At 60.3% G+C, this 25,986-nt stretch carries 27 protein-coding genes; 15 read left to right on the top strand and 12 right to left on the bottom strand.

Translation table 11 applies throughout. The annotated features are described in order from the left end of the window. The first annotated feature begins 12 nt into the window (after nt 1–12). The 3 genes from HCZ23_RS00365 (at nt 13) to HCZ23_RS00355 (ending at nt 1,597) form a co-directional block, all read left to right on the top strand. A complete protein-coding gene (locus tag HCZ23_RS00365) occupies nt 13–690 on the top strand; it encodes a hypothetical protein (protein ID WP_167599719.1) in 678 nt (225 codons plus the stop codon). A 69-nt stretch (nt 691–759) separates the two neighbouring features. Further along, nucleotides 760–1,128 carry a hypothetical protein gene (locus HCZ23_RS00360; RefSeq protein WP_167599718.1) on the top strand — a complete coding sequence of 123 codons (369 nt, stop codon included), beginning with the start codon at nt 760–762 and terminating at the stop codon, nt 1,126–1,128. Then, a complete protein-coding gene (locus HCZ23_RS00355) occupies nt 1,121–1,597 on the top strand; it encodes a GNAT family N-acetyltransferase (protein ID WP_167599717.1) in 477 nt (158 codons plus the stop codon). Before HCZ23_RS00360 ends, HCZ23_RS00355 begins: the two co-directional genes overlap by 8 nt. Before the next feature lie 9 nt (nt 1,598–1,606). Here HCZ23_RS00355 and HCZ23_RS00350 read toward each other — a convergent pair whose 3' ends face one another. Continuing rightward, the gene (locus HCZ23_RS00350; protein WP_167599716.1) at nt 1,607–3,802 is read right to left on the bottom strand and encodes a primosomal protein N'; all 2,196 of its coding nucleotides are present in this window, start codon (nt 3,800–3,802) and stop codon (nt 1,607–1,609) included. A gap of 114 nt (nt 3,803–3,916) precedes the next feature. Between HCZ23_RS00350 and fsa the strand changes: the two genes are divergently transcribed. The 6 genes from fsa to HCZ23_RS00320 all read left to right on the top strand — a co-directional run bounded on the left by fsa (nt 3,917) and on the right by HCZ23_RS00320 (nt 9,182). After that, nucleotides 3,917–4,570 (top strand): fructose-6-phosphate aldolase, encoded by a 654-nt coding sequence (fsa, locus tag HCZ23_RS00345; protein ID WP_167599715.1) that lies wholly within the window; start codon nt 3,917–3,919, stop codon nt 4,568–4,570. Nucleotides 4,571–4,733: 163 nt separating this feature from the next. Then, nucleotides 4,734–6,527 carry a glycosyltransferase family 2 protein gene (locus HCZ23_RS00340; protein WP_167599714.1) on the top strand — a complete coding sequence of 598 codons (1,794 nt, stop codon included), beginning with the start codon at nt 4,734–4,736 and terminating at the stop codon, nt 6,525–6,527. A gap of 73 nt (nt 6,528–6,600) precedes the next feature. Beyond that, nucleotides 6,601–7,323 (top strand): DUF484 family protein, encoded by a 723-nt coding sequence (locus HCZ23_RS00335; protein ID WP_167599713.1) that lies wholly within the window; start codon nt 6,601–6,603, stop codon nt 7,321–7,323. Next, entirely contained in the window at nt 7,320–8,252 is a 933-nt protein-coding gene (locus HCZ23_RS00330; RefSeq protein WP_167599712.1) for a tyrosine recombinase XerC, read from the top strand. The genes HCZ23_RS00335 and HCZ23_RS00330 overlap by 4 nt, the downstream gene beginning before the upstream one ends. Nucleotides 8,253–8,330: 78 nt before the next feature. After that, nucleotides 8,331–8,516, top strand: coding sequence for a hypothetical protein (locus HCZ23_RS00325; protein WP_167599711.1), 186 nt, complete (start codon nt 8,331–8,333; stop codon nt 8,514–8,516). 144 nt (nt 8,517–8,660) lie between these two features. Beyond that, the gene (locus HCZ23_RS00320) at nt 8,661–9,182 is read left to right on the top strand and encodes a hypothetical protein (protein ID WP_167599710.1); all 522 of its coding nucleotides are present in this window, start codon (nt 8,661–8,663) and stop codon (nt 9,180–9,182) included. A 52-nt stretch (nt 9,183–9,234) separates the two neighbouring features. Here HCZ23_RS00320 and ileS read toward each other — a convergent pair whose 3' ends face one another. Both ileS and HCZ23_RS00310 read right to left on the bottom strand, forming a co-directional pair. Next, nucleotides 9,235–12,192: an isoleucine--tRNA ligase gene (gene ileS, locus HCZ23_RS00315; protein WP_167599709.1), complete on the bottom strand. Its 2,958-nt coding sequence runs from the start codon at nt 12,190–12,192 to the stop codon at nt 9,235–9,237. A gap of 337 nt (nt 12,193–12,529) precedes the next feature. Further along, nucleotides 12,530–12,709, bottom strand: coding sequence for a hypothetical protein (locus HCZ23_RS00310; protein WP_167599708.1), 180 nt, complete (start codon nt 12,707–12,709; stop codon nt 12,530–12,532). 39 nt (nt 12,710–12,748) lie between these two features. Here HCZ23_RS00310 and HCZ23_RS00305 point away from each other — a divergent pair, with 39 nt between their 5' ends. Both HCZ23_RS00305 and HCZ23_RS00300 read left to right on the top strand, forming a co-directional pair. Beyond that, nucleotides 12,749–13,051, top strand: a complete 303-nt coding sequence (locus tag HCZ23_RS00305; protein WP_167599707.1) for a hypothetical protein — start codon at nt 12,749–12,751, stop codon at nt 13,049–13,051. Continuing rightward, complete coding sequence (locus tag HCZ23_RS00300; RefSeq protein ID WP_167599706.1) at nt 13,002–13,421, top strand: group III truncated hemoglobin; 420 nt, start codon at nt 13,002–13,004, stop codon at nt 13,419–13,421. The genes HCZ23_RS00305 and HCZ23_RS00300 overlap by 50 nt, the downstream gene beginning before the upstream one ends. Nucleotides 13,422–13,593: 172 nt before the next feature. Here HCZ23_RS00300 and HCZ23_RS00295 read toward each other — a convergent pair whose 3' ends face one another. Both HCZ23_RS00295 and HCZ23_RS00290 read right to left on the bottom strand, forming a co-directional pair. Further along, nucleotides 13,594–14,601 carry a YcjF family protein gene (locus tag HCZ23_RS00295; RefSeq protein WP_167599705.1) on the bottom strand — a complete coding sequence of 336 codons (1,008 nt, stop codon included), beginning with the start codon at nt 14,599–14,601 and terminating at the stop codon, nt 13,594–13,596. Then, entirely contained in the window at nt 14,598–16,001 is a 1,404-nt protein-coding gene (locus HCZ23_RS00290) for a YcjX family protein (RefSeq protein WP_167600271.1), read from the bottom strand. Before HCZ23_RS00290 ends, HCZ23_RS00295 begins: the two co-directional genes overlap by 4 nt. A 108-nt stretch (nt 16,002–16,109) precedes the next feature. Between HCZ23_RS00290 and truA the strand changes: the two genes are divergently transcribed. The 4 genes from truA to HCZ23_RS00270 all read left to right on the top strand — a co-directional run bounded on the left by truA (nt 16,110) and on the right by HCZ23_RS00270 (nt 19,870). Then, on the top strand, nt 16,110–16,880 hold the full coding sequence (gene truA, locus HCZ23_RS00285; protein WP_167599704.1) for a tRNA pseudouridine(38-40) synthase TruA: 771 nt from the start codon (nt 16,110–16,112) through the stop codon (nt 16,878–16,880). 111 nt (nt 16,881–16,991) lie between these two features. Then, nucleotides 16,992–17,141, top strand: coding sequence for a hypothetical protein (locus tag HCZ23_RS00280; RefSeq protein WP_167599703.1), 150 nt, complete (start codon nt 16,992–16,994; stop codon nt 17,139–17,141). Nucleotides 17,142–17,342: 201 nt separating this feature from the next. Then, entirely contained in the window at nt 17,343–19,091 is a 1,749-nt protein-coding gene (locus HCZ23_RS00275) for a sugar phosphorylase (protein WP_167599702.1), read from the top strand. Between the two features lie 125 nt (nt 19,092–19,216). After that, nucleotides 19,217–19,870: a TetR/AcrR family transcriptional regulator gene (locus tag HCZ23_RS00270; RefSeq protein ID WP_167599701.1), complete on the top strand. Its 654-nt coding sequence runs from the start codon at nt 19,217–19,219 to the stop codon at nt 19,868–19,870. Here the strand turns inward: HCZ23_RS00270 and HCZ23_RS00265 are convergent. From HCZ23_RS00265 to HCZ23_RS00235, 7 genes are all read right to left on the bottom strand, one after another. Then, nucleotides 19,867–20,181, bottom strand: coding sequence for a multidrug efflux SMR transporter (locus HCZ23_RS00265; RefSeq protein ID WP_167599700.1), 315 nt, complete (start codon nt 20,179–20,181; stop codon nt 19,867–19,869). The genes HCZ23_RS00270 and HCZ23_RS00265 overlap by 4 nt on opposite strands. 25 nt (nt 20,182–20,206) lie before the next feature. Beyond that, complete coding sequence (locus tag HCZ23_RS00260) at nt 20,207–21,247, bottom strand: DUF3445 domain-containing protein (protein ID WP_167599699.1); 1,041 nt, start codon at nt 21,245–21,247, stop codon at nt 20,207–20,209. Between the two features lie 12 nt (nt 21,248–21,259). Beyond that, complete coding sequence (locus HCZ23_RS00255) at nt 21,260–22,207, bottom strand: PDR/VanB family oxidoreductase (protein ID WP_167599698.1); 948 nt, start codon at nt 22,205–22,207, stop codon at nt 21,260–21,262. Continuing rightward, nucleotides 22,204–22,797, bottom strand: coding sequence for a dimethylamine monooxygenase subunit DmmA family protein (locus HCZ23_RS00250; protein WP_167599697.1), 594 nt, complete (start codon nt 22,795–22,797; stop codon nt 22,204–22,206). Before HCZ23_RS00250 ends, HCZ23_RS00255 begins: the two co-directional genes overlap by 4 nt. Before the next feature lie 80 nt (nt 22,798–22,877). After that, nucleotides 22,878–24,011: an aminomethyltransferase family protein gene (locus HCZ23_RS00245; protein ID WP_167599696.1), complete on the bottom strand. Its 1,134-nt coding sequence runs from the start codon at nt 24,009–24,011 to the stop codon at nt 22,878–22,880. Nucleotides 24,012–24,120: 109 nt separating this feature from the next. After that, nucleotides 24,121–24,297, bottom strand: coding sequence for a hypothetical protein (locus tag HCZ23_RS00240; RefSeq protein ID WP_167599695.1), 177 nt, complete (start codon nt 24,295–24,297; stop codon nt 24,121–24,123). Between the two features lie 27 nt (nt 24,298–24,324). Continuing rightward, nucleotides 24,325–25,704: an ammonium transporter gene (locus tag HCZ23_RS00235; protein WP_167599694.1), complete on the bottom strand. Its 1,380-nt coding sequence runs from the start codon at nt 25,702–25,704 to the stop codon at nt 24,325–24,327. Between the last annotated feature and the right edge of the window lie 282 nt (nt 25,705–25,986).

Here is a 25,986-nt window from a genome sequence, read left to right as displayed (position 1 = left end):
CTCTGGGCCATCATGCTCCTTTACGTGCTCGCCACATTCGGCGCGGCACCGATCCCTTTGGGCGAGCTGATCGACAAACTTACCACCAGTGGCGGCGGCGCAGACAGCCTATTCCTCGCGATGTTTATCGGACTGGCCATAGCCCCCCTCTTCGCCCCTCTGGCACTCCTCCTCCCGATGCCTTCCGTGGCGCTCCGCGTCGTAATCTCGCTCCTCTGGCTGCCGAGCCTTCTGATCCTGATCATGTCAGGCCCCGGCACGACGCACATCTTTCTCTACATCTTCGTCACATGGGCCGCGCTCATGGGGCTCTGGGGGCATAGAACCGCTGCCGGAAAAGCCCTCCTCCTCGCGGTCACGCTCATCTCGCTCTGGTCGCTTTCCGCCATGATCCCCGCCGTCACCCAGATCGCAGGCCTGACAAACGGCGCCCCCTATTGCGTCGCCCTTTCCGGTGAGCCGATCACCAATATCGCAGATCTGCGCGGCCTCGCCTTCTACACCGATGAAACCGGGTTCAAATCCCACAACTTTTGGACCTTCCACGGCGTGCTTCTCACAGAGACGCAAGAATGGAATTGGTCCGCAAAACGCCTGCGCTTTGACCCGATCCCGGAACCCGTTTTCCCCGAAACGCGCCGCCCCGCCTGTCCGCTTGAACCGCATTTCCTGCGCAAACATCTTTTCTGAGCGCACATCCAAACCTTGCGCGCCAGGACAGATCAGGGTTCAAAGACCTGACCTGTTTCGGAGACCCTCATGCCCAACGCCCTTTTGTTTCGCCTCAGCGCCACTCTCTTTTTCGCGCTCTGTGCGGGGCTTCTCTTGGCCCCCGGCCTCTTCGGTGCAATCTTCGGCCTTGATCCTTCGACAGGCGCCGACGTCATGGCCCGCCGCGCCGGGCTTTTGTTCGCGCCTCTGGGGCTTCTTTACCTGCAACTGGCCGACATGGATCACCCAAAAGTCCAACGCGCGTTGCTCTCCGCAGGGGTCGTCTTTTTGATCACCATCGCGATGCTGGGCCTCACCGAATGGGCCTTGGGTCGGGTGGGCCCCGGCATTCTGGTGGCCGTCATCACCGAAATCGTCTTTGCCGCCCTCTATTTGAAAGCTCTCCGCCATGCTTAAAACGCCCGACTTCATGCGCGACATGAAACGCGGCGAGGAACCCGCCGTCGCCGACCTCCTGACCGCCGCGTTCGGCCAAAAGGACGAAGCGCAACTGGTCGAAGCCCTGCGCAAATCCCGCGCCATCGCGGGCGAAATGGTCCTGCCTATGGCGGGCGAGGTGATCGGCTATGCCGCTCTGTCGAAAATGACCGCCCCCAAAAGCTGGCTCTGCCTCGCCCCCGTCGCAATCCGCCCAGACCTGCAGACGCGCGGCTACGGGCGCCGCCTCGTTGGCATGATCAGCCAATGGGCGGAACTCTCCGGGCAAACCCTCGTCGTCTTGGGCGATCCGGCGTTCTACAGCCGCTGCGGGTTCACCCCAATCGCGGAGAGCTTCACCTCCCCCTACCCCTTGGACCACACGCTGACAGCAGGTCCGGCCAAGGCGAAAACCAAAGAGCTGATCTACCCGAAGGCCTTCGGCTGAGCGGCTTTCTCACCAAAAACTCTGCGGATCAATGTCGATCTGAAGCCGGACGTTGTTGGGCAGCTTCACCTGCCCCACCCACTCCGCCAAAGCCGCCTGGATCGGTGCGCTCTTTTCGGCCTTGACCAGAAAACGGATGCGATGCCGCCCGCGCACACGGGCAATGGGCGCAGGCGCCGGACCGAAAAGCTGGGCATTGATGCGTTGCAACGGGCCCGCAATGCGCGCCAAATGATTGGCCACGTCGGTCACCACCGCCAGATCTGGCCCCGACAGGATGATCCCCGCCATGCGGCCATAGGGCGGCACGCCCGCCATTTTGCGCTCGGCGGCCTCGGCGCGCCAAAAGCCCTCCTCATCGCCCGACAGGATCGCGCGAATGACCGGATGCTCCGGCTGATAGGTCTGCAACAGCGCGACGCCCTTCTTCTCCGACCGGCCCGCGCGCCCCGCGACTTGCCGCATGAGCTGAAAAGTGCGTTCTGCGGCGCGCAGATCGGAGCCTTGCAGGCCCAGATCGGCGTCAATCACCCCGACCAGAGTGAGATTCGGGAAGTTATGCCCTTTCGCCACCAATTGCGTGCCGACGATGATGTCGGTGTCGCCCTCGGCAATGCGTTGAATCTGCTCTTTCAGCGCGCGGGCAGAAGCGAAGAGGTCGGAGGACAGCACCGCACATTTTGCCTCGGGGAAGCGCTCGGCGACCTCTTCGGCCAGACGTTCGACGCCGGGGCCGACGGGGGCCAAACGCCCCTCGACGCCACAGGACGGACAGGCCTCCGGCATCGGTTTGGTTTCACCGCATTGGTGGCACATCAGGCGTTTCAAAAACCGGTGTTCGACCATCCGCGCATCGCAATGATCGCAGGCAATCTGATGCCCGCAGGCGCGACAAATCGTGACCGGGGCAAAGCCGCGACGGTTGAGGAACAAAAGCGATTGCTCGCCGCGTTCCATCCGTTTTTTCACCGCCCCCACCAAAGTGTCGGAAATGAACCGCGTCGAGGGCAGTTTCTCGCCCCGCATATCGAGCGCATGCATGTCAGGCATCACGGCGGGGCCATAGCGGCTCTCCAGATCGAGGCGTTTGTACTTGCCCGCCTCGACATTGGCCCAGGTTTCCAGAGACGGCGTGGCGGAGGCCAGAACGACCGTCGCAGAACACAGAGACGCACGCAGCACGGCCATGTCACGGGCGTTGTAATGCACCCCGTCCTCTTGTTTATAAGAGCCGTCGTGCTCCTCATCGACCACGATCAACCCGAGGTTTTGAAACGGCAAGTAGAGCGCAGAGCGCGCACCGATCACCACCTGCGCACCGCCTTCGCCGACCATTTTCCAGACGCGGCGGCGTTCGGTCATCGTCACGCCGGAGTGCCATTCGGCGGGGCGTGCGCCAAAGCGTTCCTCAAACCGGGTGAGGAAGGCGGAGGTGAGCGCGATCTCGGGCAAAAGCACCAAGGCCTGCCGCCCCTGTTTGAGACATTGCGCCACCGCTTCGAGGTAGACCTCTGTCTTGCCGGACCCTGTGACGCCCTTCAAAAGCGTGGTGGCATAGCGCTCGGCGGCGACATCTTCGCGAAGTGCCGTGGCGGCGGCCTCCTGCGCCTCGGTCAGTTCGTTGCCGGGCGCATTGGCATCCAAACGCCGAAAGGGCAGATCGCGGGGCGTGTCCTCTTCGATCACAGCGCCAGAGGGCAACATCCCTTTGACGACAGAGGCCGTGACCCCCGCCGTGTCAGCGAGTTCCTTGAGCGTGAACGACAGCCCGCCATATTCGTCCAAAGTCTCCAATACCTTTGAGCGTGCGTCGGTCTCGCGCGGCGGGCGCCCCTCGCCCCGGCGATAGACCTTGCGCATTCCCGGCGGGTTCATCAGCCCCGGCGCGCGGGTGGCGAGGCGCAGCATGGCGGGCATGGGAGTGAGCGTATAGGCCGCGACTTTTTCGAGAAACTGCCGCATCTCCTCGCGCATCGGCGCCAAGTCCAGCACCGTCGAGATCGAGCGTGCCTTTGAGAGATCAAATCCCCCGAGTCCCTCGCCCCAGACACAGCCCAGAACCTTGCGCGGGCCCAGAGGCACCTCGACAAAAGCGCCCATGGCGACACCGCCCTCGGGCGCCTTGTAATCCAGCGTCCGATCGAGCGGTTCACAGGTCAAAACGGCGACCAGATGGCCTTCGGGGTAAAATTCGGCATCACGCATGAAGATGTGATAGGGGTTTTGCGCGGGGCAGACCAGAGCCGTTTCAAAGCCCCTTTTTATCAAGGCCACATTCGACTATGTAACCGCTAACAGTCAGGCGAAAGGAGACGCCCCATGAAATTCTTTGTTGATACCGCCGATGTGGATGCCATCCGCGAGTTGAACGATCTTGGCTTTGTCGACGGGGTCACCACCAACCCGTCGCTGATCAAGAAATCCGGTCGCGACATTCTCGAAGTGACGAAAGAGATTTGCGACATCGTCGATGGTCCGGTCTCCGCCGAGGTTGTGGCGCTGGACTATGACGCCATGGTCAATGAGGGCCGCAAGCTGGCCAAGATTGCCGACAACGTCGTGATCAAACTGCCGCTGACGCTCGATGGCCTGAAGGCCTGTAAAACGCTGGCCTCTGAGGGTCACAAGATCAACGTGACACTGTGTTTCTCCGCCAATCAGGCGCTTTTGGCCGCCAAAGCCGGCGCAACCTACATTTCCCCCTTCATCGGGCGTCTGGACGACATCAACCTCGATGGTGTGGACCTGATCGAAGACATCCGCACGATCTACGACAACTACGGCTATGAGACCGAGATTCTCGCGGCCTCCATCCGTACCGTGAACCACATCACCGAATGTGCGAAAATCGGCGCAGACGTGATCACGGCACCGGCCAATGTGATCAAGGCGATGGCGAGCCATGTGCTGACCGACAAGGGCCTCGCACAATTCGTGAAAGACGCCGAAGAGGCTGGCATCAAGATCGTCTGATCTGAGCCCTCTTTCCAAAACGACAAGACGCCTCCATGCCACACTTTCAGGCCACATGGGGGCGTTTTTTCTATTTTTAAACCTTCACACGGATACCCCTTTCAAAACCCGGTTTCCCGCGCCAAGATGTGCGGGATTTAAGACAAAGGTGAGCGGCAAGAGTATGAGCGACACGGAACAGAGTTTTGAGCTGGGGGGCCTGATCGTCCCGAACGACCCCGCGCTGATTTCTCCGAAAATCGCGCGCCGCTTGCGCCGCAAGAATTACGCCAAAGCGAAACTCGCACATTTGGACAAGGTCTTGCGACCCGGCACCCGGCTTTTGGAGCTGGGCACGGAGATCGGCGTGGTGGCCGCCATTGCCGCCAAGACCAAAGGCGTCGAACGTGTCGCCGCTGTCGAGGTCAACCCGGCGTATAAAGACTATATCACCGCGCTCTGGGCCGAAAACGGGGCCGAAAATGCCACGCTTTACATCGGGATGCCGGTGGAGCGCGCGGGCGTGAAAAAGGCCGAATTTTACCTGCGTGACCCGCTCTGGGACAGCTCGCTTGCCCCGGATGCGGACAGGCCCAGCGAGACCGTCAAACTTGACAACGTGGCGCTGCCGAAGCTGATCGAAGAGGTGGATCCGACGGTGATCCTCTGTACGCTTCAGGGGTTGGAATTGCCTTTGTTCGACGCGGCCGATCTGAGCCGGGTGGATCATCTGATCATCGAGGTGACGCCCGCGGTCTACGGCCAGGACGCGCTGCGCGAGTTTGTCGATATGCTCGGCACCAAAGGATTTATGCCCGCCCCCGACACCGAGGACGGCAAGCGGATGATCTGTTTCGAGCGGGTGAAATTGCCGGGTCAGGTGCCCGAAGGCGCTATGATGCCGCGGCGGCGATTCCGCGCAGCGGCAGAACAGACCCCGCCGCGCGTTTTGGTGCCGACCTGTATGAAAAACGAAGGGCCGTTCATTTTGGAATGGCTCGCCTGGCATCGGGTCGTCGGCGTCACGGATTTCCTGATCTTCACCAATGATTGCACCGACGGCACGGATCAGCTTTTGGACCGGCTCGACGACATGGGGCTGGTGCATCACCTGCCCAACCCGGCGCTGGGTCAGGAGGCGACGAATTTCCAGCCCGTGATGCTGCGCTACCTGCCCTACACCCGCGAATTCCGCGAGGCGGATTACGTGATTTCGATGGATGTGGACGAGTTCATCAACATCCGCGCGGGCGACGGGCGGTTTGCCGACCTGCTGGAGGCCGTGGGCGACTTTGACGTGCTGTCGATGTCCGAAATCAACCATGGCTCGAACGACCGGCTGCGCTATGAGCGCGGTTGGCTGACCGAACAATTCCCGGGCCATCAAAACCCCGGCCCCGGCGAGAAAAAAGCCCATCGTGGCGTCAAAAGCATCACTCGGATGAGCCCGCGCGTGACCGCCGTGCGCAACCACCGCCCGGATCTGTCGGAGGGGTTCGGCACGGTGCGCTGGCTCGATGGGTCGGGACGGATGCGGCGCGAGTTTTTGGACGACCCGGAGGCCAACGGATATGATTGCCGTGGCGCCTACGATCTGGTGTCCTTGGACCATTTCCCGCTGCGCTCGCTCGAATCCTTTCTGGTGAAAATGCATCGCGGCGATGTGGTGGTGGCCAATAAAATGGCCTCGAACCGCTATTGGCGCACCCGCAACCACCATGATTTCACCACCAGCGACCTGAGCCACCTGCGCGCCGCCGCCAAGGCCGAATACGAGCGCCTGTTGCAAGATAAAGAGCTGGCCGCGCTGCATGACGCCGCCTGTGCCGCCCATGAGGCGCGGATTGCGTCGCTCGAGGGCGAGCCGGAGTTCGAAGACCGTAAGCGTTGGATTTTCAACGAGGCCTGGCACAGCGAAGTGCCCGAAGCCTACCGCGATGCCGTTGCCGCGACAGAGGATGAGACGCAAGAGGCTTGAAACAGGACGCCCCTGCGGTCATAGTTGTCGCAACGACCGGAAAACCGGCGGATCGAGTAATGTACGAGGCAACATGAGCACCCAACTCCCCCGGGCCATCTCACCCATGGCTGAAGAGCTGCGCGAGAAAATCATCTCCGACCCCGATATGGTGTTGGAAGACCAAGACGTGATGCGCGCGCTGATCGCCGCGAATGAACGCAGCACCGGCAGCAATGTCGTCGATCTGCGCGGGCTGGCGATGGAGCGGCTTGAGGACCGGCTTGATCGTCTCGAAGACACCCATCGCGGTGTGATCGCCGCCGCTTATGAGAACCTCGCGGGCACCAATCAGATCCACCGCGCTGTCTTGCAGCTTTTGGAGCCGACCGAATTCACGCCGTTTCTCAAGGCCTTGTCGGGCGAGATCGCCCAGACCCTGCGCCTCGATGCCGTGCGGCTTTTGTTGGAGACCAAAGTCGAAGGCGATGAGCCCGCCACCCGCAAACTCGGCGATGTGCTCATCACCGCAGAACCCGGTTTCATCGAGACCTATATCACCTACGGCCGCAATGTCCCCGTGCGCCCGGTCACCCTGCGCCAGGTCGCGCCGGAGACCGATGTGATCTATGGCGACAACACCGGGTTCATTCATTCCGAGGCTCTGATGACCCTTGATTTCGGCCCCGGTCGCTTGCCGGGCCTGTTGGTCTTCGGCTCCGAAGACCCGCATATGTTCCGCCCAACCCAGGGCACCGATCTTTTGGCCTTCTTCTCCGGCGTTTTCGAGAAAATGATGCGCCGTTGGCTGGGATGAGCCTCAAGATCACAGAGGGTATGCGCGACACGCTGGCGCGCTGGCTCGACCACGAGCGCGCGTTGAAATCCGCCTCCGAGAACACGATCACTGCCTATGCCCGCGACGTCTCGGGCTGGCTCAGTTTTCTGGCCGAACATGAGGGCGGCGGCTTTGGCCCCGCCCAGATCGCCAAGCTGAGGATCACCGACATGCGGGCCTGGATGGCGCATGAACGCAGCCGAGGCGTGGCGCCGCGTTCGCTGGCCCGGTCCTTGTCGGCGGTCAAGACCTTCACCCGCTGGCTGGCCGAACGCGACGGGTTTGACGCCACAGCGGTGCTCTCCACCCGCTCGCCGAAGTTTCAAAAGAAACTGCCCCGACCTTTGTCGCCTGACGCCGCCAAGGAGATGCTCTCGACGGTCGAGTTGCAACATGACGAGCCCTGGATCGCGGCGCGCAATGTGGCGGTGGTGACGCTTTTATATGGCTGCGGCTTGCGGATTTCAGAGGCCCTGTCTCTGACAGGCGGGGATGTGCCTCTGGGCGAAGTGATCCGCATCACCGGCAAGGGCAACAAGGAGCGCATCGTGCCGGTGCTTCCCGCCGCGCGGCGTGCGGTCGCCGAGTACACCCGGCTCTGCCCCCATGATCTGACGCCAGAGGCGCCGCTGTTTCGCGGCACCCGTGGCGGTGCGCTCAACCCGCGTTTGATTGCGAAAGTCACCGAAGCCGCCAGGATGCAGCTTGGCCTCCCCTCCTCCGTGACGCCGCACGCTATGCGCCATTCCTTTGCCACGCATCTGTTGAATGCGGGCGGTGATTTGCGGGCGATCCAAGAGCTTTTGGGCCACGCCTCTCTGTCAACAACCCAGGCCTACACCGCCGTCGACAACGCGCGATTGTTGCAGGTCTACGAGGCCGCCCATCCGCGCGCGAAACGGGGCTAAGTTTTTTCTCGAGCTTACGATTTCTTCACCTCCTCTGTCCTAGACTGAACCCGTATGGGGCAGTTTTGGGGATGACAGATGACGGACGACAACCAACCTAGCGGACCGAATTTGCGAGAGGTCGCCACGATCACGCGGATCACGCAGGAGGATTTCCTGGCGCAATTGGCACAGGCCCTGGCGCTCTACGATCAGGACGGTGACGGGCTTTTGACCGAGGAAGAATGGAAATGGGTCGAGGACGCCTATAAGGACGCGGGCTGACATCAGATCCATTTACCTAAAATCTTAGAGAAAACGTACGGGTAAAGCACTGAACCACATCGACATTGCGAATTTGGTTTCTGTTTTATCAACCTTTCGGCGCGATCCTGAAACTATGTTCGTCAGGCCAGAAAGGACTACGTAATGACCATTTCCATGATGAATTTGACGTCGAAATTCAATTCGCCGCCGCCCTCTTCCTCTACCCCGATCTTCGCAAACCGGGAAGGGAGTAAATCCGCGGAAACCCCGATTTTTACAGGTCGGGAAGGCAGTACTTCGGTCTCAACGCCGATTTTCACGGATCGCGAGAACAGCACCTCGGTTCCGGCTCCGATCTTTACCGAGAGGGAAGGCAGCAATTCGGTGCCCACGCCAGTTTTCACGCTTGAGACCACCGACGCGATCCATAGCGAAATCACCGATAGCTTTCTCATGACAGACTCCGGCAATAGCGAAGAGACGAGAGTGTCGCAGACAGTATCGGATCACGGACCAGGCCGGGAAATCACTGCGCCGACCAATGAAGCCAAACCGGAAGTATCCAAACCCGAAGCACATCACCTGTTCGATACGCTGCGGGACCGCATAGCCTCATCACATGGCAAAGATTCCTCTTGGTTTTATTCCAAAATGCATGAGCACTTGAGCCTGTCCGATCTCTGACATTTTAAGGGCGGCCCTCAAGAGCCGCCCTTTGACATGTCCTCTGACACATTTAGCCAAGCGCTTCATCGCAGCGCCCGCAGACGCCCGCATGGCTGTGGCTGCCCACATCCGGCAGGATTTTCCAGCAGCGCTCGCATTTCTCGCCCTCGGCTTTTTCGAACACCACGCCGATGCCCTCGACCTCACCTTCGAGGCGGAAGGCTTCGGACGGCGCCGGATCACCGGTGAGCGTGATCGCGGAGGTGATGCAGAGATCGTCGAAATCGACGGTCTTGAGCGCGGCCAGCACGGCTTCGTCCTCGACATGCACGGTCGGCGCAGCCTCCAGAGAGGCACCGATCACCTTGTCGCGGCGCTGCACTTCGAGGGCGGCGGTCACGACCCGGCGGGCTTTGCGGATACCGGCCCATTTGGTGGCGAGATCGCCATCGAGCCACCCCGGCGTGGCCTCGGGGAAGTCCACGAGGTGCACAGAGCTGTCGTCGCCCGGGAAGCGTTCGAGCCAGACCTCTTCCATGGTGAACACGAGGATCGGAGCGAGCCAAGTGGTCAGGCGGTGGAACAGGATGTCGAGCACGGTCAGCGCAGCGCGGCGGCGGGTGGTGTCGCCATCGCAATAGAGCGCGTCCTTGCGCACGTCGAAGTAGAAGGACGACAGATCGACGGTCGCGAAATTGAACACTGCCTGCCAGACGCCGGAGAAATCGAAGGTCTCGTAGCCCTCACGCACCGTGGTGTCGAGTTCTGCGATACGATGCAGCACCCAGCGTTCGAGTTCCGGCATATCAGCCACATCCACGCGATCCGCCTCGGTGAAATCGCTGAGCGAGCCGAGGATATAACGCATGGTGTTGCGCAGACGACGATAGCTGTCGGCCACACCTTTGAGGATTTCCGGCCCGATCCGCTGATCGGCGGTGTAATCCGTCTGCGCCACCCAAAGCCGCAGGATGTCAGCGCCGTATTGTTTGACGATCTGCTCCGGCACGATGGTGTTGCCCAGAGATTTGGACATTTTCATGCCCTTCTCATCCAGCGTAAACCCGTGCGTCACAACGTTTTTATAGGGCGCACGGCCTTTGGTGCCGCAAGCCTGCAAGAGAGACGAGTGGAACCAGCCACGGTGTTGGTCGGTGCCTTCCAGATAGACATCGGCGATGCCATCCGGCGTGCCATCTTCGCGGTCGCGCAGCACGAAAGCATGCGTCGAGCCGGAATCGAACCAGACGTCCAAGACGTCAAAGACCTGATCGTAGTCGGCCGGGTCGACGATGCCGTCCAAGACCTTTTCCTTAAAGCCCTCTTCGTACCAGACATCCGCGCCCTGCGCTTCGAACGCGGCGGAGATGCGGGCGTTGACCTCATCATTACGCAGCAAGAAGCCGTCTTCGGTCGGCAACAGGCCTTTCTTGGTGAAGCAGGTCAGCGGCACGCCCCAGGCGCGTTGACGCGAGAGCACCCAATCGGGGCGGTTCTCGATCATAGAGTACAGACGATTGCGCCCGGTCTGCGGCGTCCATTTCACCAGCTGGTCGATGGAGGTCAGCGCGCGCGCCCGGATCGTGTCGCCATAGGTGCCCATGCCATCGTCCAGCTTGCGGTCCACGGCGGCAAACCATTGCGGCGTGTTGCGGAAGATCACCGGCGCTTTCGAGCGCCACGAATGCGGATAGCTGTGCTTGATCTTGCCACGCGCCATGAGACCGCTCACCTCGGTGAGTTTGGCGATCACGGCGGCGTTGGCATCGCCTTCCCAATCGCCTTTCTTCGGCTTATCGCGCAGGATGCGTTTGCCGCCGAAGAAGGGCAGATCTTCGCGGAAGCTGCCGTCGTCCATGACGTTATAGGTGATGACCTGTTCGAGCATGCCGAGATCACGGTAGAGCTCGAATTCCTCCATCCCGTGCGAGGGCGCGCAGTGAACAAAGCCAGTGCCTTCGTCGTCGGTGACAAAGGGCGCGGCGCGGAAGTCGCGCGGGGCGTCCCATTCGCCATTGCTGCCCTCGACCCCTGCGAGCGGGTGAGCTACCTGAGAGATAACGCTTGGATCGACACTGCAAACGCGCTTCCATTGATCTTCGCTCAACCGAGCTTTTGTGAATGTCTGTGCGGCCAGCTTGTCAGCAATCACATATTTTTCACCAGCTTTCAGCCAACATTCTTCTGGAGTGGCGGTAACTTCGTAGAGGCCGTAGTCGTAGTCGGCACCATAGACCACAGCTTTGTTGGATGGGATCGTCCACGGAGTTGTGGTCCAGATCACAACATATGCTCCAACGATGTCACGATTTTGCAGTTCGGAGCCTTCGCCCGCAACTGGATCCAAGACCTTGAACTTGACCCAGATCGTCGGGCTTTCCTTGTCGTGATATTCAACCTCGGCCTCGGCCAGCGCAGTCTCTTCGACCGGCGACCACATCACGGGCTTAGACCCCTGATACAAAGTCCCGTTCATCAGGAATTTCATGAACTCCTCGGCGATCACCGCCTCGGCATGAAAATTCATCGTCAGGTAGGGATCGTCCCATTTGCCGTAAACGCCCAAGCGTTTGAATTCCTCGCGCTGAACATTCACCCATTCATCGGCAAAGGCGCGGCATTCCTGGCGGAAATCCACCACGGGAACCTCGTCCTTGTTCTTGCCCTTTTCGCGGTATTTCTCTTCGATCTTCCATTCGATCGGCAGGCCGTGACAATCCCAGCCCGGCACATAACGCGCGTCAAAGCCCATCATTTGGTGCGAGCGCGTGATGATGTCCTTGATCGTCTTGTTCAGCGCGTGGCCGATGTGCAGATGCCCGTTGGCATAGGGAGGGCCATCGTGCAGCACGAAGGACGGGCGGCCGTCGGCCTTGCCCTTGGCGCGCAGCGTTTCATAAACGTCGATCTGCGCCCACCGTTCAAGCCAGCCGGGTTCGCGTTTCGGCAGGCCCGCGCGCATCGGGAACTCGGTTTTCGGCAGATTGAGCGTGTCTTTATACTCGGGTGTGGTCGTCTCGGAACACATGTCTTTGTCCTTGGGAGGAATGGTCGGAAAATTCGAGGGCGGCGCGGGTTTCCATACGCCTTGTCCCGGCGGCTCGTAGGATCTTTGGGATCAGAGCGCCGGGCTGATAATTCGAATAATGATCGCGACCATGAATGTCATAAGCGCCTTATAGGACGCGGCTTGCGGGCGGTAAACCCGTCTTGACAGGGGGGACATGCGAAAACCGAAACGGAAAAAGGGACGCTAAACGACGTCCCTTTCTTATGTGCTTTCTGGCGAGAGGGCCGCGTGGCAGGCCGGGGTCCGTGAAGGGCCTGACCTGGCTTCGGTCGCTGTCTGGCTGGATAGCGGAATTTCAGGCGGCGTCCTGTTCGAACTGGCCACACCAATCGTCGGATTTCACCACCGGCCACATGCCCTTGTGTTCCGCTTCGGTCAGGAAGGTCGGCGGATTGAAACGGCATTCGCCCTTGGCGTCGGTTTCAGCGGCTTTGATTTCAAAGAAAGCGCAGGTTTTGCAGGCTGTGTCAGACATGGTGATACTCCCCAATTCGGGCTCATAGGTTTTGGCTATTTGGCTGAAGTGGCTGGGAGAATGGCTGCCTGCGATGGGTGGCGTTTCGTCCTTGCTGAAATTGATATAGGCGTGGCGCACAGAGAGATCAAGAAAAATATTAAACAAAATCAATTAGTTGACAGATTTACTCGACAACAAAAACACTCAGGAATAAAAAGTAAAACAGTCGAAATACGCGCGACATTCCGGCACTGGCGGAAAAAGACCATCGAGAATATATCTTTAGAGAAACGCTCTAAAGGAGCCCCTGATGTCAGAGACACGTTCCGCCCTGCCCCCGAAATTCGAGATCAGCCATGAGGACATGGACCGCGTGCTCACACGTTTCTATGCGGGTGTACGTCAGCACCCCGAGCTCGCCCCGGTGTTCGGCGCCCATGTCGAAGATTGGCCCGCGCATGAGGAGAAAATCGGCCGGTTCTGGCGCAACGCGATCCTGCACGAACGCCAATATGACGGCTTTCCGCAGCGCGTCCACCTGATGGCGCCGGAGGTGAAAGAGCATCATTTTGCCATGTGGCTCGGGCTGTTCGACGAAACGCTGAATGCCGAGCTGGACCCGGAGACGGCGGCCAAATGGTCGGAAATGGCGCATCGCATCGGGCGAGCGTTTCGCATGGGGATCATGCAACGCGACCAACCGAAAGACGCGCCGCCGAAGCTGTTTTAAGTACCGAGCCTTGGCGCGGAACAAGGACGCAGTCCGCCGCGCCATCGCATGACCGTCCCTCGGTCAGGCGATTTTGAGACGGCAGGTTTCGCCTTCATGTCGCCAGGATTTTGCGAAGATAAAATGCGCCGTCGACAGCCCCTACGCCTGCCCCCGGTCATGCGCTCGCGCTTCACTCACCTCTGTCGAACAACCCCGTCAAAGCCCGCTTCACCGTGCCCGAGACAGACGGCTTCTTGGCCTTCATGAACGGCAGCGGGCGGCAGACTTCGATGGCGGCCACGCCCACGCGGGCGGTCAGGGCGCCATTGACCACGCCTTCGCCGAAGCGACGCGAGACCTTGGCCATCACGCCACCGCCGGCCATGGTGCCGATCAGGTCATCGCCCACGGCCACCGCCCCGGTCGCGACCAGATGGGTGAGCACGGATTTCGTCACCCGCCAACTGCCCAACGTCCCCGAACGCCCGCCGTAAATCTCCGCAATCCGGCGGATCATGCGCAGGTTGGCGGTGAGCGCCGTGAACACATCCGCCAAAGCCAGCGGTACAAGGGCGGTGACCGTGGCGACCTGACGCGCGGCGGCTTCCACCTCGCGACGGGCGCTCGCGTCGAGCGGCACGAGAAGCTCCGTTTCCGCCAGCCCCAAAAGCCCGTCGGCATCGAACACCTCGGCTTCGCGTTCGCGAAACCTGTCCTTGCCCCAGTTCAGCTCCGAACGATGGGCGTAGACCGACAGAAGCTTGTCGGCGACGCCTTTCGCGGCTTTCAGATCGGCGGTCCCCATCGCGTCCACTGCCGCCTTTTGCAGCGTGTCGATGCGTTTGAGACGCGCGAAGGCCGACAATTCCCTGATCGCAATCGCGGCCAAAACAACGACAAAGGCGCCCGTCAGGCCAAGCGCGACATAGCCCAACAGGGGATGCGCCGCGATCAGCCCCATGATGGCGTCATAGGTCACAATCGAAACGGTAAAGGCAAAAAGCGCCGCGAAGAGCCGCCAGAACCAGCGCGCCAGAGCCGAGGGCTTGCGCCCAACCAGCACCGCCACCCGCTCCATCGCGGCAGGCCGCGCAAGCGGCGCAAGATCGGGAACCGGCTCGGCCGTGGAGGGGGTGATCGTCGGCTCCTCGTCCAGCTCGATCAGAATGGGACCACGACTGGGCTGATTGTCTGTCATAGCTTATCTCCGATCAAAAACTCGGCGGCGCGATCCAACCGGATATGCGGCGGTCCTTCGCCGGGACGCAGTGTGAGCCGCGCGGGGCGGAATTTCATGATTTCATACTGCGCATCCAGCCAGCGCTCAGCCCCTTTGCGCGCGGGCGACAGGATATGCGCCGGATCCTCGGGCAATTCACCGGGATAAAACGCCGCCTGTTTGCCGCCTTCGGTCATGCCCCGCACCACTTCGAGGTTTTGGCCCTGATGCTCCATCGTTTCCTCGACCGTCGCACGAAGCGCCGCCAAGGACATCGCCTGCGTCGACGCGCCAGCAAAATCGGCGCGGTCACGAGCATCGCGCACCAAGGCCTCCATGATCGCGGTCAAACGCGGGTGTTGATTGTGGTGGATATGATCCGCCTTGGTGGCGGCAAAGAGGATTTTTTCGACCTTGTGCTGACCGAGCAAAGACATGATCCGCCCCACCCGACCGGGGCGGAAGGCGGAGAGAATATCGGCCATGGTGCGGCGCAGGTCTTCGACGGCTTTCGGCCCGGAATGGATCGCGCCCAGCGCGTCGACCAAAACGATCTGGCGATCAATGCGAGAGAAATGATCGCGGAAAAAGGGCTTCACCACTTCGCGCTTATAGGCCTCGAAACGACGTTCGAATTCGCGGTGCAGCGAGCCGCGCGGGGCCTCGCCCGCGGGCAGAGGGGCAAAGGTCAGGACAGGTGAGCCTTCCAATTCCCCCGGAAGCAAGAACCGCCCCGGCGTGCAGTCGGAATAGCCCGCCGCACGGGCGGATTGCAGGTAGGCGGAGAAACTATGCGCCAGGGATTTGGCGGCAGGTTCGTCCTGTTTTGCGCTGGGATCAGTGGCGTCCAGCGCCGCAAGGAACGCCTCACCTCCCGCCCGATCACGCGCAGCTTGCAAAGCCTCGGCGGACCATTCGGCATAGGATTTCTCCATCAGGCCCAAATCCAAAAGCCATTCGCCGGGATAGTCCACAATGTCGAGATGCACGGTTTTCTGACCCGTCAAACCGCCCAAAAGCCCCGCAGGTCTCACCTTGAACGACAGCCGCAATTCGGACACGGCACGCGTGCTCTCGGGCCAATGCGGCTCGGGCGCGGTGAGTGCGGAGAGGTGGCTTTCATAGTCGAACCGCGGCACGGTGTCGTCCGGCTGCGGTTGCAGATAGGCGGCGGTGATTGCGGAGGACGGGCCGAATTGCGGCATCCGGCCCCGGTCCAGAAGATTGGCCACGAGCGAGGTGATGAAGACGGTTTTGCCCGCGCGCGACAGGCCTGTGACGCCCAGCCGGATCACCGGCTCGAACAGCGCCTCATGAACCCCGTCCTGAACGGTTTCAACGCCCCGGACAATCCGGTCTGCAATCGTGTTGAGGATCAAATCTGCCGCCCCGTTTTGGATGTTTACGCGTTCAACATAGGCACTCACGCGCGTGGTTGTAAGGGAGAAAGACTGGACGTCCCCTCCCCGCCACGTTAAAGCCGCGACATGCCCAGATACGCCCTTTTGATCGAATATAACGGCGCGCCTTTTGCCGGTTGGCAACGCCAGAAAGAGCATCCGTCCGTGCAACAGGCGGTGGAGGAGGCTTTGCGCAAACTCGAACCGGATTGTCCCGGGATCGGGGCCGCCGGGCGCACGGACGCGGGGGTGCATGCGACCGCTCAGGTGGCGCACTGCGATATGGCGAAGGATTGGGATCCGTTTCGATTGAGCGAGGCGTTGAACCACCATCTGAAGCCCAACCCTGTGGCGATCCTGAAAGCGGCCCGCGTGGATGACGATTGGCACGCGCGGTTTTCGGCGCTGGAGCGGCGCTATATGTTCCGGCTGGTGTCGCGCCGCGCGCCTTTGGTGCATGACGCGGGGCTGGCGTGGCGGGTCAACCATGAGTTAGATCGGGATGCCATGCAGGCGGGGGCGGATCGGCTGATCGGCCTGCATGATTTCACCACTTTTCGCTCGACCATGTGTCAGGCGGACAGCCCGGTGAAAACGCTGGACGAGGCGCGGGTCGAGGTCGCGGACATCCCCTATGGGCAGGAATTTCGGTTCTATTTCCGGGCGAGGTCCTTCCTGCACAACCAAGTGCGCAGCTTTGTCGGCACGTTGGAACGTGTCGGTTCCGGCGCTTGGTCGCCCGAGGATGTGACGGCCGCCCTGGAGGCCAAGGATCGCGCCGCCTGCGGGCCGGTTTGTCCGCCGGAGGGTCTCTATCTGGTGGGCGTTGGCTACCCGGATGATCCTTTCGAAAGCTGACGCAAGGTCACTTCGCATTTTGGCAAAGTTACTCAAAGCCGCCCGAAGCCTGCCGTATTTCGGCCCGATTTGGCTGTCAGCCCTTGTTCCGTCACACTCGGGAGCATCGCTATGGACCTGTTCAACATCAGCTTTGATCAACTGGCTCTGGCCATCATGACCACCATCGCGATCCGCGAGGTGATGATCGTCGCGCTTCCCGATCGGATCGCAGGGCCCGGTGGCTGGCTGATCGATACGGCGCTTGGGGATCACGTCTGAGTCTGTCACACCCGTCCTTCACCCGCTCATTCAGGCCGCGCAAACCCGAAACTGTTTCGACTGCTCAAAAATAGAGCAATTTGCGAACAGCCTCTCCTCTTTCCTGAATATTTGCACAGGAATGCGCCGCTTTCCCCGGCCCATGCATTGAACCCCTCAAATCTGTCTGATCTACGAAAAAGAAAAGACAGGGGAAGCCCAATGGCAAAACCATCTTCGCAATTCTCAACGCGCCTGCGCGCCTTGATCGAACAGATTTACCCGGATCAGGACAGCAAACGGCTTGCCGACCAGATCATGGACGCCTTTTGGCCCGAGGGGACCAAGCCGCGAAGCCGCGCCCGCGCGCCGGGCAACAGCCTTTGGAATGAGACCGACACTTTGGTCATCACCTACGGCAACTCGCTGATCGACGGCCAGCACAAGCCGCTCGATTTGTTGCGCGATTTCCTCAATCGCTATCTCAAGGGCGTGGTGCATGGCGTGCATATCCTGCCGTTCTTTCCGTTTACCTCCGACGACGGGTTTGCGGTGACCGATTATCGCCAAGTGAACAGCCAGCTTGGTGACTGGGCCGATATTCAGCGCATCGGAAGCGAGTTTCGGCTGATGTCCGATCTGGTGCTGAACCATGTGTCGTCCATGTCGACCTGGTTCTCTGAGTATCGTCAGGGCCACGAGCCCTATGACAAATTCTTTGTCGAGGCCTCGCCCGACGACGATTTGTCCATGGTGACGCGGCCCCGCACCTCGCCCTTGCTGCGCGAAGTCAATACGGTGAACGGGCCGAAGCACGTTTGGTGTACGTTTAGCCACGACCAGATCGACGTGGATTTCAAGAACCCTGAGGTGTTGTTCGAATTCCTGCGCATCATGCGGCTGCATGTCGACAATGGCGTGCGGATCGTCCGGCTCGATGCCGTGGCCTTTGTCTGGAAAGAGTTGGGCACGACCTGCATCCACCTGCCGCAGACCCACGCCATCGTGCGGTTGATGCGGTTGCTCTGCGACTACGCCGAGGAACGCGTGGTGCTCCTGACCGAGACCAACGTGCCCAATGCCGAAAACCTGAGCTATTTCGGCAACCGCAACGAAGCGCATATGATCTACAACTTCTCGCTGCCGCCTTTGTTGCTGCACGCGCTTCTGTCCGGCACCTCGACCTATCTCAACCAATGGCTGATGCGGATGCCGCCGGCGCAGTTGGGCTGTGCCTATCTGAACTTTGCCGCCTCTCACGACGGCATCGGGGTGCGCGGGGCCGAGGGGCTTTTGGCGCCCGAAGAGCTTGGCGAGGTGATCCAATGCGTGCGCGATTTTGGTGGCCTTGTGTCGATGCGCGCCCTGCCCGACGGCTCTGAAAAACCCTACGAGCTGAACATCACCTATTTCGATGCGCTCAAAGGCACGATTGCCAAGGGTGAAGACGGGCACCAAGTGGACCGCTTCCTCTGTTCGCAAAGCATCGTCATGGCGCTCGAAGGTGTGCCCGCCTTCTACATCCATTCGCTTTTGGCGACCCACAACGACCACGCGGGCGTCGAGAAGACCGGCGTGAAACGCGCGATCAACCGCCATCGCTGGGATTACCCGGAACTGCGCGCGCTTTTGGACGATCCCGAAAGCCAGAACGCCCAGGTGCTGGCCGAGATGAAACGCCGGATCGCCATTCGCATCAACCAACAGGCGTTCCATCCGAACGCCACGCAATTCACCATGCAGTTGAACGACAACATGTTCGGCATCTGGCGCCAGTCGCCGGAGCGGGACCAGTCGATTTTCGCGCTGCACAATGTGACCGACAAAGAGGTCGAGGTGCCGCATATCGCGATCAACCTGATCGACGGCGAGGCCTGGTACGATCTGTTGACGGGCGAGAAAATCGACCTTTCAAAACCCAACATCAATTTTGCGCCCTATCAATGCCGCTGGATTTCCAACCGGCTTTGAGGACCGCATAAGCATGATGAAAGGGGGCGTCCATCGCGGGCGCCCTTTTTCGCGCAGAGATTGACCTCTCCGGTGCGACGCAGTAGGGGCTGTGCGCCCCCCACGACGTTTACAGAGATTTCACGATGTCCATTTCCCTTGATGCCTTGATCGACCAGTTGAAAACCGGCGCAACAGCCAGCGAGGTCTACGGCGTCGCGGCGCCCTCAAACCGAAGCCGGGCGACGGTGGTCAAGGTGCTTGATGAAGCGGTCGAGGTCCTCGCCACCGAGGGGGTGAGCGGGCTGAGCTTTCGGGCCTTGGCGCGACGCTGCGATATGAGGCTCAGCAATCTGCAATATTACTTTGCCACGCAGGATGCGCTTTTGACGGCGGTGACGCGTTATGCCTTGGCCTCCCGCCTCGAAGAGCTGCGCGACCGTGGCGCGCTCACCCTGCCCGATCTGCGCGAACGCTTTCGCGCCTATCTGGATTTTCGCATGGACCGCGGTGCTGCACCGCGCGCGCAGGCGATCACCACCGGGCTCAAGGATCTGGCGCAACGTCTGGACGGCCCGGCAGAATATTTTGCCGCCACCTGTCAGTTTCACATTCGCAGTCTCGCCGATATGGTGACGGCGCTTTCCCCCGACACCCCGCCCGAGACCGTGGCGCATAAGGCCTTGATGATCGCCGGACTCATCGACGCAGTCGGCCCGCTTTGTGGAAAGAGTTACACCCCGCCCGAAGGTCTGCGCGCCGCGATCCTGACACAGGCCTCAGAGATCGCTGGCGTCTAAGCGCTCAGCTTCATAAGCGCCATGCCCGCAACGATCAGGCCAGCGGCGGCCACACGGGTGAGGCTCAAGGCCTCGCCATGCAACACGATCCCCGCGATGAACGCCCCCAGCGCGCCGATGCCGACCCAGACCATGTAGGACGGCCCGAGGGGCAGGGTTTTCATCGCAACCGACAACATGAAAAACGACACCAGCATCGTCAGGACGGTGGCGACACTTGGCCAGAACAGCGTGAATCCGTTGGAATATTTCATTGTCGTCGCCCAGATCGCCTCCAACAGGCCAGCGACAACCACCAGTATCCACGCCATTCAATTTCCTTTCCTTGCCATCGTCTCAGTCCGGGAAAATCCCCGGCGAGGTCGGCGCACCATCATCGAACTGCGACAGGTAGTCCACAATGGTTTTCTGGTTCACCGCAAAGCCTTTGTACTCCGCCAAATCCGGGTCGATGTCGCGCAGCACGCGGTGCAGGCGGCGACCCCATTTCGGTTTCGTCGCAATGTCTTCGAGGTTCATCAAGTAGCAGCGGATCGGAAACGCCAGCGCATTGGAGCGCGGCAGGCGGAAAAACGTCTGCAACTCGACGCGCAGGAACTGTTTCTGGCCAACGTTTTCCGGTGTGATCGTCCGCTTTTCCGGGCCCCATTTGTGGTAGTTTTCGGGGCTGGTATCCAGGCGCGGGTTCACCGTCATGGTCCAGTTCAAGCGGCGGTAATGCTGCCCTTGGCCCACCGCCAAAAGGAATTTCAGCGCCTTGTCGAAGACACCCATCTTGCGGGCTTTCGGCACAGGCGCGTGCCATTCGAAAAAGTTCATGCCCACGTCGAAATCCAGCGACCAGTCGGCCTGGGACGTGATCATGCCTGCGTCCATCCAGAGATTGTTGTCGCGCTCATGCAAGAGGGCAAAATCGCCTTGGGTCTGACGCGTGATATATTCCATCGGACCACAAGGCAGCGTGGTGGCATCCAAGAAGGTGAATTTCTTCTCAATCCCCAACGGCTTGTTGATCCAGTGCCAATCGTTGCCATCGCGATGGAGCGTAAAGAGATCGGGATAATCCCGGGCCTTCGACACCATGATGAGTTCGAGCAAATCCCAGCCCGCCAACTCCATATGCGGCAGGGACTGACAGCGCAGCGGGTCTTCCGCCAGCGTGATTTCGCGGTCCTTCATCTCTGCCACATAATGCTCGTCCACATCGAACATCTTCTCGAACGGCGTGCCTTTCGGGCCACCCGGATGTTGTTCGATGTTGACCGAATACATGTAAGTGTCCTGATCGAACGGGAAGGGAAAGCGGCGGATCGCCTCGGGGGAATTGTGATAGGTGTAATCGCCCCGGAAGGTCTCGTCATTGAATTGCATGGTCATGGGTCTGTCTCCTCACAGGTCCAGTTCAAGCCGCGTGCCTTTGAAACGCGACATGCAGGGCATGATGTCTTTTTGTGCGGCGCGCTCGTCTTCCGAGAGCCAATGATCGTTATGAAGAATGCGACCATCACAGGCGGTGACCTTGGTCTGGCAACGCCCACAGCCCCCGCCCCGGCAGGAATAATCAATGTCCACCTTGGCGGCTTCCAAAGCCTCCAACAGGCTTTGATCGGCTTTCACATGCACGGTCTTGCCGGAGGATTTCACGACCACATCAAAGGGTTCGCCCGGCGGCGGTGCGGTGAAGGCTTCGGAATGCACCGCAGCTTTGGGCCAGCCCAAACGTGCGGTCTGATCGGCCACCGCCGTGATCAACCCGTCGGGACCGCAGGTGTAGACATGGGTACCCAAAGGTTGCCCGTCGAGAATGGCGCCAAGGTCCATGCGCGACCCCTCTTCCGAGATATGCACATGAATATGCGCGGCTTGCGGCAAAAGCTTGATCCCGGCGGCCTCTTCGCGCGACCGGGCGGCGTAATGCAGCTCATAGGGTTTCTGTTCCATGTCGAGCTGACGCAGTTGCGACAGGAAGGGCGTGATGCCGATGCCGCCGCCGATCAGCACATGCTTCTTCGCGCGCAGATCAAGCTGGAACAGGTTCGACGGCAGAGACACGGTGATGTCATCGCCTTCGGACACTTTCGTGTGCATATAGAGCGAGCCACCCCGCCCCTTATCCTCACGCCGCACGGCGATCTCATAGCCGCTGCCGTCATAAGGATCGGAGATCAGAGAATAGGAATTGCGACGGATGGTGTCGCCTTCTGGCATTTCCACGGTCAAATGCGCGCCACCGGAGAAGACCGGCAGAGAGGCCCCCGTCGGGTCCTCGAAACGGAAGCGTTTCACCAGGGGCGAGAGGTGTTCGACCGCAGTGACTTTCAAGGTGAGCTTTTTCATGCCTGAATCTCCACGGTTTCGGGCACAACGCCCGGGGTTTCCGCATCGACACAGACGCCTTGGAACACGCCCAAACGGCGCGAGAAATGATCGCGCACGAAGAGCGTCAGCCCGCAATGCGCGCAGGTAAAGGGATCGGTGGTGACATCCTCGGTGATGCCCTTGCAATGCACACATTGCATCCGCCGCGCGATGGAACCGCGATGTTCCATCTGAATCTCGTCGACCGGCATCCCGGCGGCAAAGGCCAGGGCGGAGACATGGCCGATCAGACCTTCGGAGCCCGCGAGATAGATCTGCGTGCCCATGCGCGCCGTGTTCAAAAGCTGGGTCACCAGCGGCGTGGCGGCGTCGAAATCGGGGGCTTCGTGCAGGGCGACGGGTTTGACATCGCCGAGAGCGGCCGCGCCACAGCCGACCAACACCACATGGGCGTGATCCATGACGGAGGCGTCAGAGGCGGCCAGATCGGTGAGCGCCTGAGCGCCCGCCTCATCCGCGACCATGATCGCGGGGGCGGCACCTTGCGAGACAAGCCCGGAATAGGTGGGTCGGCTGTCGATGGACGGGGAAAATTCAGTCTTGGGCATTACGGGTCCTGTTGGTCTCAGGAGGCGGGCACGGGATTGCGCCCGCCTCGTAAGTCTTTGTGCTGATTTATATTTGAGGCTTAGCCCTTGGCGGTGCGACGTTTCTTGTCGACGTCGTAGAAGGGCATCGGATGCGCGATGGCTTTGATCTCGCCATCCGGGTTTTTGACCGTGAGTTCGGTGCCTTCGACGGCGCAATCGACCGGCATACGCGCGATGCCGACGTTGTGCTCGTTGAGCGGCGAGTACATGCCGATGGTCACGACGCCCACCTCTTTGCCGTCTTTCAGCAAAGGCGCGCCTTCTGCAGCGGGTTCGGTGCCCTCGAGTTTCACACCGTAGATTTTGAAGCGCTCTTTGCCCTTCAGACGGTAATGCTCTTCGGCGCCACGGAAGCCGGTTTTGCCCGGCGAGACGGTGAAATCGAGACCCAGCTCCCAAAGCGTGTCGCCATTGGAGTCGTTCTCGAACGGGTACATTTCCGAGTTGTCATAGGGGAAGAACAAGAGATAGCTCTCCGCGCGCAGCCAATCGAGCGTGGTGAAGCGCGTCGGGATGATGCCCATCTCCTTGCCTTCGGCCACGATGGTGTCCCAGATCTCGACAGCATCCTGACGGCGACAGAAAATCTCATAGCCGCGCTCGCCGGTGTAGCCCGTGCGAGAAATCATCACAGGCTTACCGAAGAGCGTCGTCTGGATGTGGCTGAAATAGACCACATCGCGGATGCCCGGCACGTGCTTTTCGAGGTAATCGACGGCCATCGGCCCTTGCAGCGAAATGTCGTGCAGATCGTCATCGAACAGCACCGCGACATTGCGGCCAGCGGCATACATGGTCAGTTGCTCATGCCCCGCACCGGAGCCGTGCACGACCATGAAGTTTTGCGGCCCGAGACGGTAGATCACGCAGTCATCGACGAATTTGCCGGCATCATTGAGCATGGTGGCATAGGTCGACCGACCGGGTTTCAGTTTTTCGATATTGCGGGTCGTGGCCTTGTCGATCACGTATTGGGCGTGGGGGCCCACAACGTAAACCTTCTTGAGGCCCGAAACATCCATGACGCCCGCCTTGGTGCGGATCGCCAGATACTCCTCCGTCTGATCCTTGTCATAGCTCCAGGCGGTGCCCATGCCGCTCCAGTCTTCGAGATCGGAGCCAAGGGCGCGGTGCCGGTCCGCCAGTGCGGAAAATCTCCATGATGCGATCATTGTTTTTATCCTTAGGGTAGTCATTCATTTTGTTTTGAGAACCGGCGACGGGGCGCGCCGCCGGTTCGGGGAAAGGGCGTGAACCCCTTGTCTTTCAGAGACTTTCAGATCAGTTCTTTTTCTCTGTTGCCTTGTAGGCGTGCTCTTCGTGGCGCCAGCCAAAGACGATCGCGATCACGACCATGGCGAGGCAGGCGAGGAGCCAGAGACCTTCGACGGAGCCGTAGCCAGCGTAGATGGCGCCGGTGATGCCGTCCCAGGAGGTTGCGTCAAATGGTGCTTCCATTGGATTATCCTTTCAGATGTCTGGGGATCACTCAGCCGGGCTGACCGACGGGTGAAGCGATTCAGGGTAGGCTTCTGCAGGCACTTTGACCTTGTCGAGGCCCATGATCTCCGCCTCTGCCGGCACGCGGAGCTGGCCCGTGACCTTGAGGATGAAGGAGACGACGTAGCCCGGGACAAAGCCCATGAGACCCATCACGACCGCACCCACCAGCTGACCGATGAAGGAGGTTTCGATGACATCTTCACCGAACATGGCCGGGTAACCTTGGGCCGCGATGCCGACCGCGATCAGACCCCACATGCCGAGGAACCCGTGCACCGCAAAGGCGCCAACTGCATCGTCGATGCCGCGCTTTTCGATGAAGGTGGCGACGAAGGGCATCATGCAGGCACCGATGAAACCGATGGCGAAGGCCATGGGCGGATACCAGAGGTCGAGACCGGCCGCAGCGGAGATGATGCCGCCCAGAGCGCCGGACATCATCCAGAACGGATCGCGCGTGACCATCCAGGCCCCGATAATGCCGCCCGCAAAGGCCATCAGCGTGTTGAAGGTCATGCCGGAGATCGTCATCGGCGTGCCGTAGATCGTGGCCTCAATCTCACTGCCCCAGGACCAGGCTTCGCCCGGAACGATGACACAGCCCATCAAAAAGCCCCAGAACCCGGCGATGATCAGCATCAGACCAATGAGTGTCATCGGCATGGAGTGACCCGCAATATGGTTGGCGGTGCCATCGGCGTTGAACTTGCCGATCCGCGGTCCAAGGTTGATCAGAACACCCAGCGTGAAGAAGCCCGCGATCATATGCACCACACCTGCGGCGCCGAAGTCATGATAGCCGAACTTGGTCACAAGCCAGCCGTCCGCGTGCCAGCCCCAAGCGCCCGCCAAAATCCAGACGAAGGCGCCCAAAACGATGGCAAGGACGACAAAGCCCGTCAGTTTGATCCGTTCGATCACGCCGCCGGACATGATAGAGGCCGTGGTGGCCGCGAAGAGGACGAAAGCACCCCAGAACACACCGGAGGACCGGTCATCGAGGTTCGGCCCCATGTATTGGCTCCAAGGCAGAGCGACCTCGTTGGCATAGGCCAGACCGGAGATGCCCATGGCGCCTTCAGACAGCGTCAGACCTGTCGGGAAGGCCCAGTAGATCCACCAGCCGATGAAGTAGAAGAAGGGCACGATCATCGCGAAGGCGAGGATGTTTTTGATGCCCGAGGCCAGCGCGTTTTTCGATCGCGATGCGCCCATTTCATATGCGAGGAACCCGGCATGGATCAGCACCATGAGCGGGATCGTCAGATAGTAGAATGTCTCGGAAAACGTGCCGTTTGTCGCGGCGTGATTTCCCTGTAGCTCCGCAACCGCGGCAGCCAAGGATGCAAGATCCTGTTCCAAGTCGTTCTCCCTGTCCAGTGAACGTGACCTAATCTCAAGCCAGCTTCGGTCCGATTTTTGGTTTGGACCAATTGTGCGAACTGGCTTACTCAGTGTCTTCCATGAGGCAGGCTGGATCACCACGGGTCAAACTTTTTTCCTGTCAGGAATTTATTTTCACCCAAGGTGCGCCGCTTTTTAGGTCAAACGACCATCTCAACAGGTCAGAGTGATGAATTTATGAGCGCACGGAGAACATGACCAAGCCTGATTGGAAAAGCGACAGGTCGACCGTCCCCGCTG

This window comes from Celeribacter sp. HF31 (assembly GCF_011806455.1).
Taxonomy (GTDB): domain Bacteria; phylum Pseudomonadota; class Alphaproteobacteria; order Rhodobacterales; family Rhodobacteraceae; genus Celeribacter.
The sequence above is the reverse complement of the archived record's forward strand: the minus strand, read 5'-3'. Positions and strand labels throughout refer to the sequence as shown.

What these genes read in the sequence shown, in the direction of transcription:
- HCZ23_RS00365 (WP_167599719.1), top strand. Translation starts at nt 13, where the DNA reads ATGCTCCTTTACGTGCTCGCCACATTCGGCGCGGCACCGATCCCTTTG.
- HCZ23_RS00360 (WP_167599718.1), top strand. Translation starts at nt 760, where the DNA reads ATGCCCAACGCCCTTTTGTTTCGCCTCAGCGCCACTCTCTTTTTCGCG.
- HCZ23_RS00355 (WP_167599717.1), top strand. Translation starts at nt 1,121, where the DNA reads ATGCTTAAAACGCCCGACTTCATGCGCGACATGAAACGCGGCGAGGAA.
- HCZ23_RS00350 (WP_167599716.1), bottom strand. Translation starts at nt 3,802, where the DNA reads ATGCGTGATGCCGAATTTTACCCCGAAGGCCATCTGGTCGCCGTTTTG.
- fsa (WP_167599715.1), top strand. Translation starts at nt 3,917, where the DNA reads ATGAAATTCTTTGTTGATACCGCCGATGTGGATGCCATCCGCGAGTTG.
- HCZ23_RS00340 (WP_167599714.1), top strand. Translation starts at nt 4,734, where the DNA reads ATGAGCGACACGGAACAGAGTTTTGAGCTGGGGGGCCTGATCGTCCCG.
- HCZ23_RS00335 (WP_167599713.1), top strand. Translation starts at nt 6,601, where the DNA reads ATGAGCACCCAACTCCCCCGGGCCATCTCACCCATGGCTGAAGAGCTG.
- HCZ23_RS00330 (WP_167599712.1), top strand. Translation starts at nt 7,320, where the DNA reads ATGAGCCTCAAGATCACAGAGGGTATGCGCGACACGCTGGCGCGCTGG.
- HCZ23_RS00325 (WP_167599711.1), top strand. Translation starts at nt 8,331, where the DNA reads ATGACGGACGACAACCAACCTAGCGGACCGAATTTGCGAGAGGTCGCC.
- HCZ23_RS00320 (WP_167599710.1), top strand. Translation starts at nt 8,661, where the DNA reads ATGACCATTTCCATGATGAATTTGACGTCGAAATTCAATTCGCCGCCG.
- ileS (WP_167599709.1), bottom strand. Translation starts at nt 12,192, where the DNA reads ATGTGTTCCGAGACGACCACACCCGAGTATAAAGACACGCTCAATCTG.
- HCZ23_RS00310 (WP_167599708.1), bottom strand. Translation starts at nt 12,709, where the DNA reads ATGTCTGACACAGCCTGCAAAACCTGCGCTTTCTTTGAAATCAAAGCC.
- HCZ23_RS00300 (WP_167599706.1), top strand. Translation starts at nt 13,002, where the DNA reads ATGTCAGAGACACGTTCCGCCCTGCCCCCGAAATTCGAGATCAGCCAT.
- HCZ23_RS00295 (WP_167599705.1), bottom strand. Translation starts at nt 14,601, where the DNA reads ATGACAGACAATCAGCCCAGTCGTGGTCCCATTCTGATCGAGCTGGAC.
- truA (WP_167599704.1), top strand. Translation starts at nt 16,110, where the DNA reads ATGCCCAGATACGCCCTTTTGATCGAATATAACGGCGCGCCTTTTGCC.
- HCZ23_RS00280 (WP_167599703.1), top strand. Translation starts at nt 16,992, where the DNA reads ATGGACCTGTTCAACATCAGCTTTGATCAACTGGCTCTGGCCATCATG.
- HCZ23_RS00275 (WP_167599702.1), top strand. Translation starts at nt 17,343, where the DNA reads ATGGCAAAACCATCTTCGCAATTCTCAACGCGCCTGCGCGCCTTGATC.
- HCZ23_RS00270 (WP_167599701.1), top strand. Translation starts at nt 19,217, where the DNA reads ATGTCCATTTCCCTTGATGCCTTGATCGACCAGTTGAAAACCGGCGCA.
- HCZ23_RS00265 (WP_167599700.1), bottom strand. Translation starts at nt 20,181, where the DNA reads ATGGCGTGGATACTGGTGGTTGTCGCTGGCCTGTTGGAGGCGATCTGG.
- HCZ23_RS00260 (WP_167599699.1), bottom strand. Translation starts at nt 21,247, where the DNA reads ATGACCATGCAATTCAATGACGAGACCTTCCGGGGCGATTACACCTAT.
- HCZ23_RS00255 (WP_167599698.1), bottom strand. Translation starts at nt 22,207, where the DNA reads ATGAAAAAGCTCACCTTGAAAGTCACTGCGGTCGAACACCTCTCGCCC.
- HCZ23_RS00250 (WP_167599697.1), bottom strand. Translation starts at nt 22,797, where the DNA reads ATGCCCAAGACTGAATTTTCCCCGTCCATCGACAGCCGACCCACCTAT.
- HCZ23_RS00245 (WP_167599696.1), bottom strand. Translation starts at nt 24,011, where the DNA reads ATGATCGCATCATGGAGATTTTCCGCACTGGCGGACCGGCACCGCGCC.
- HCZ23_RS00240 (WP_167599695.1), bottom strand. Translation starts at nt 24,297, where the DNA reads ATGGAAGCACCATTTGACGCAACCTCCTGGGACGGCATCACCGGCGCC.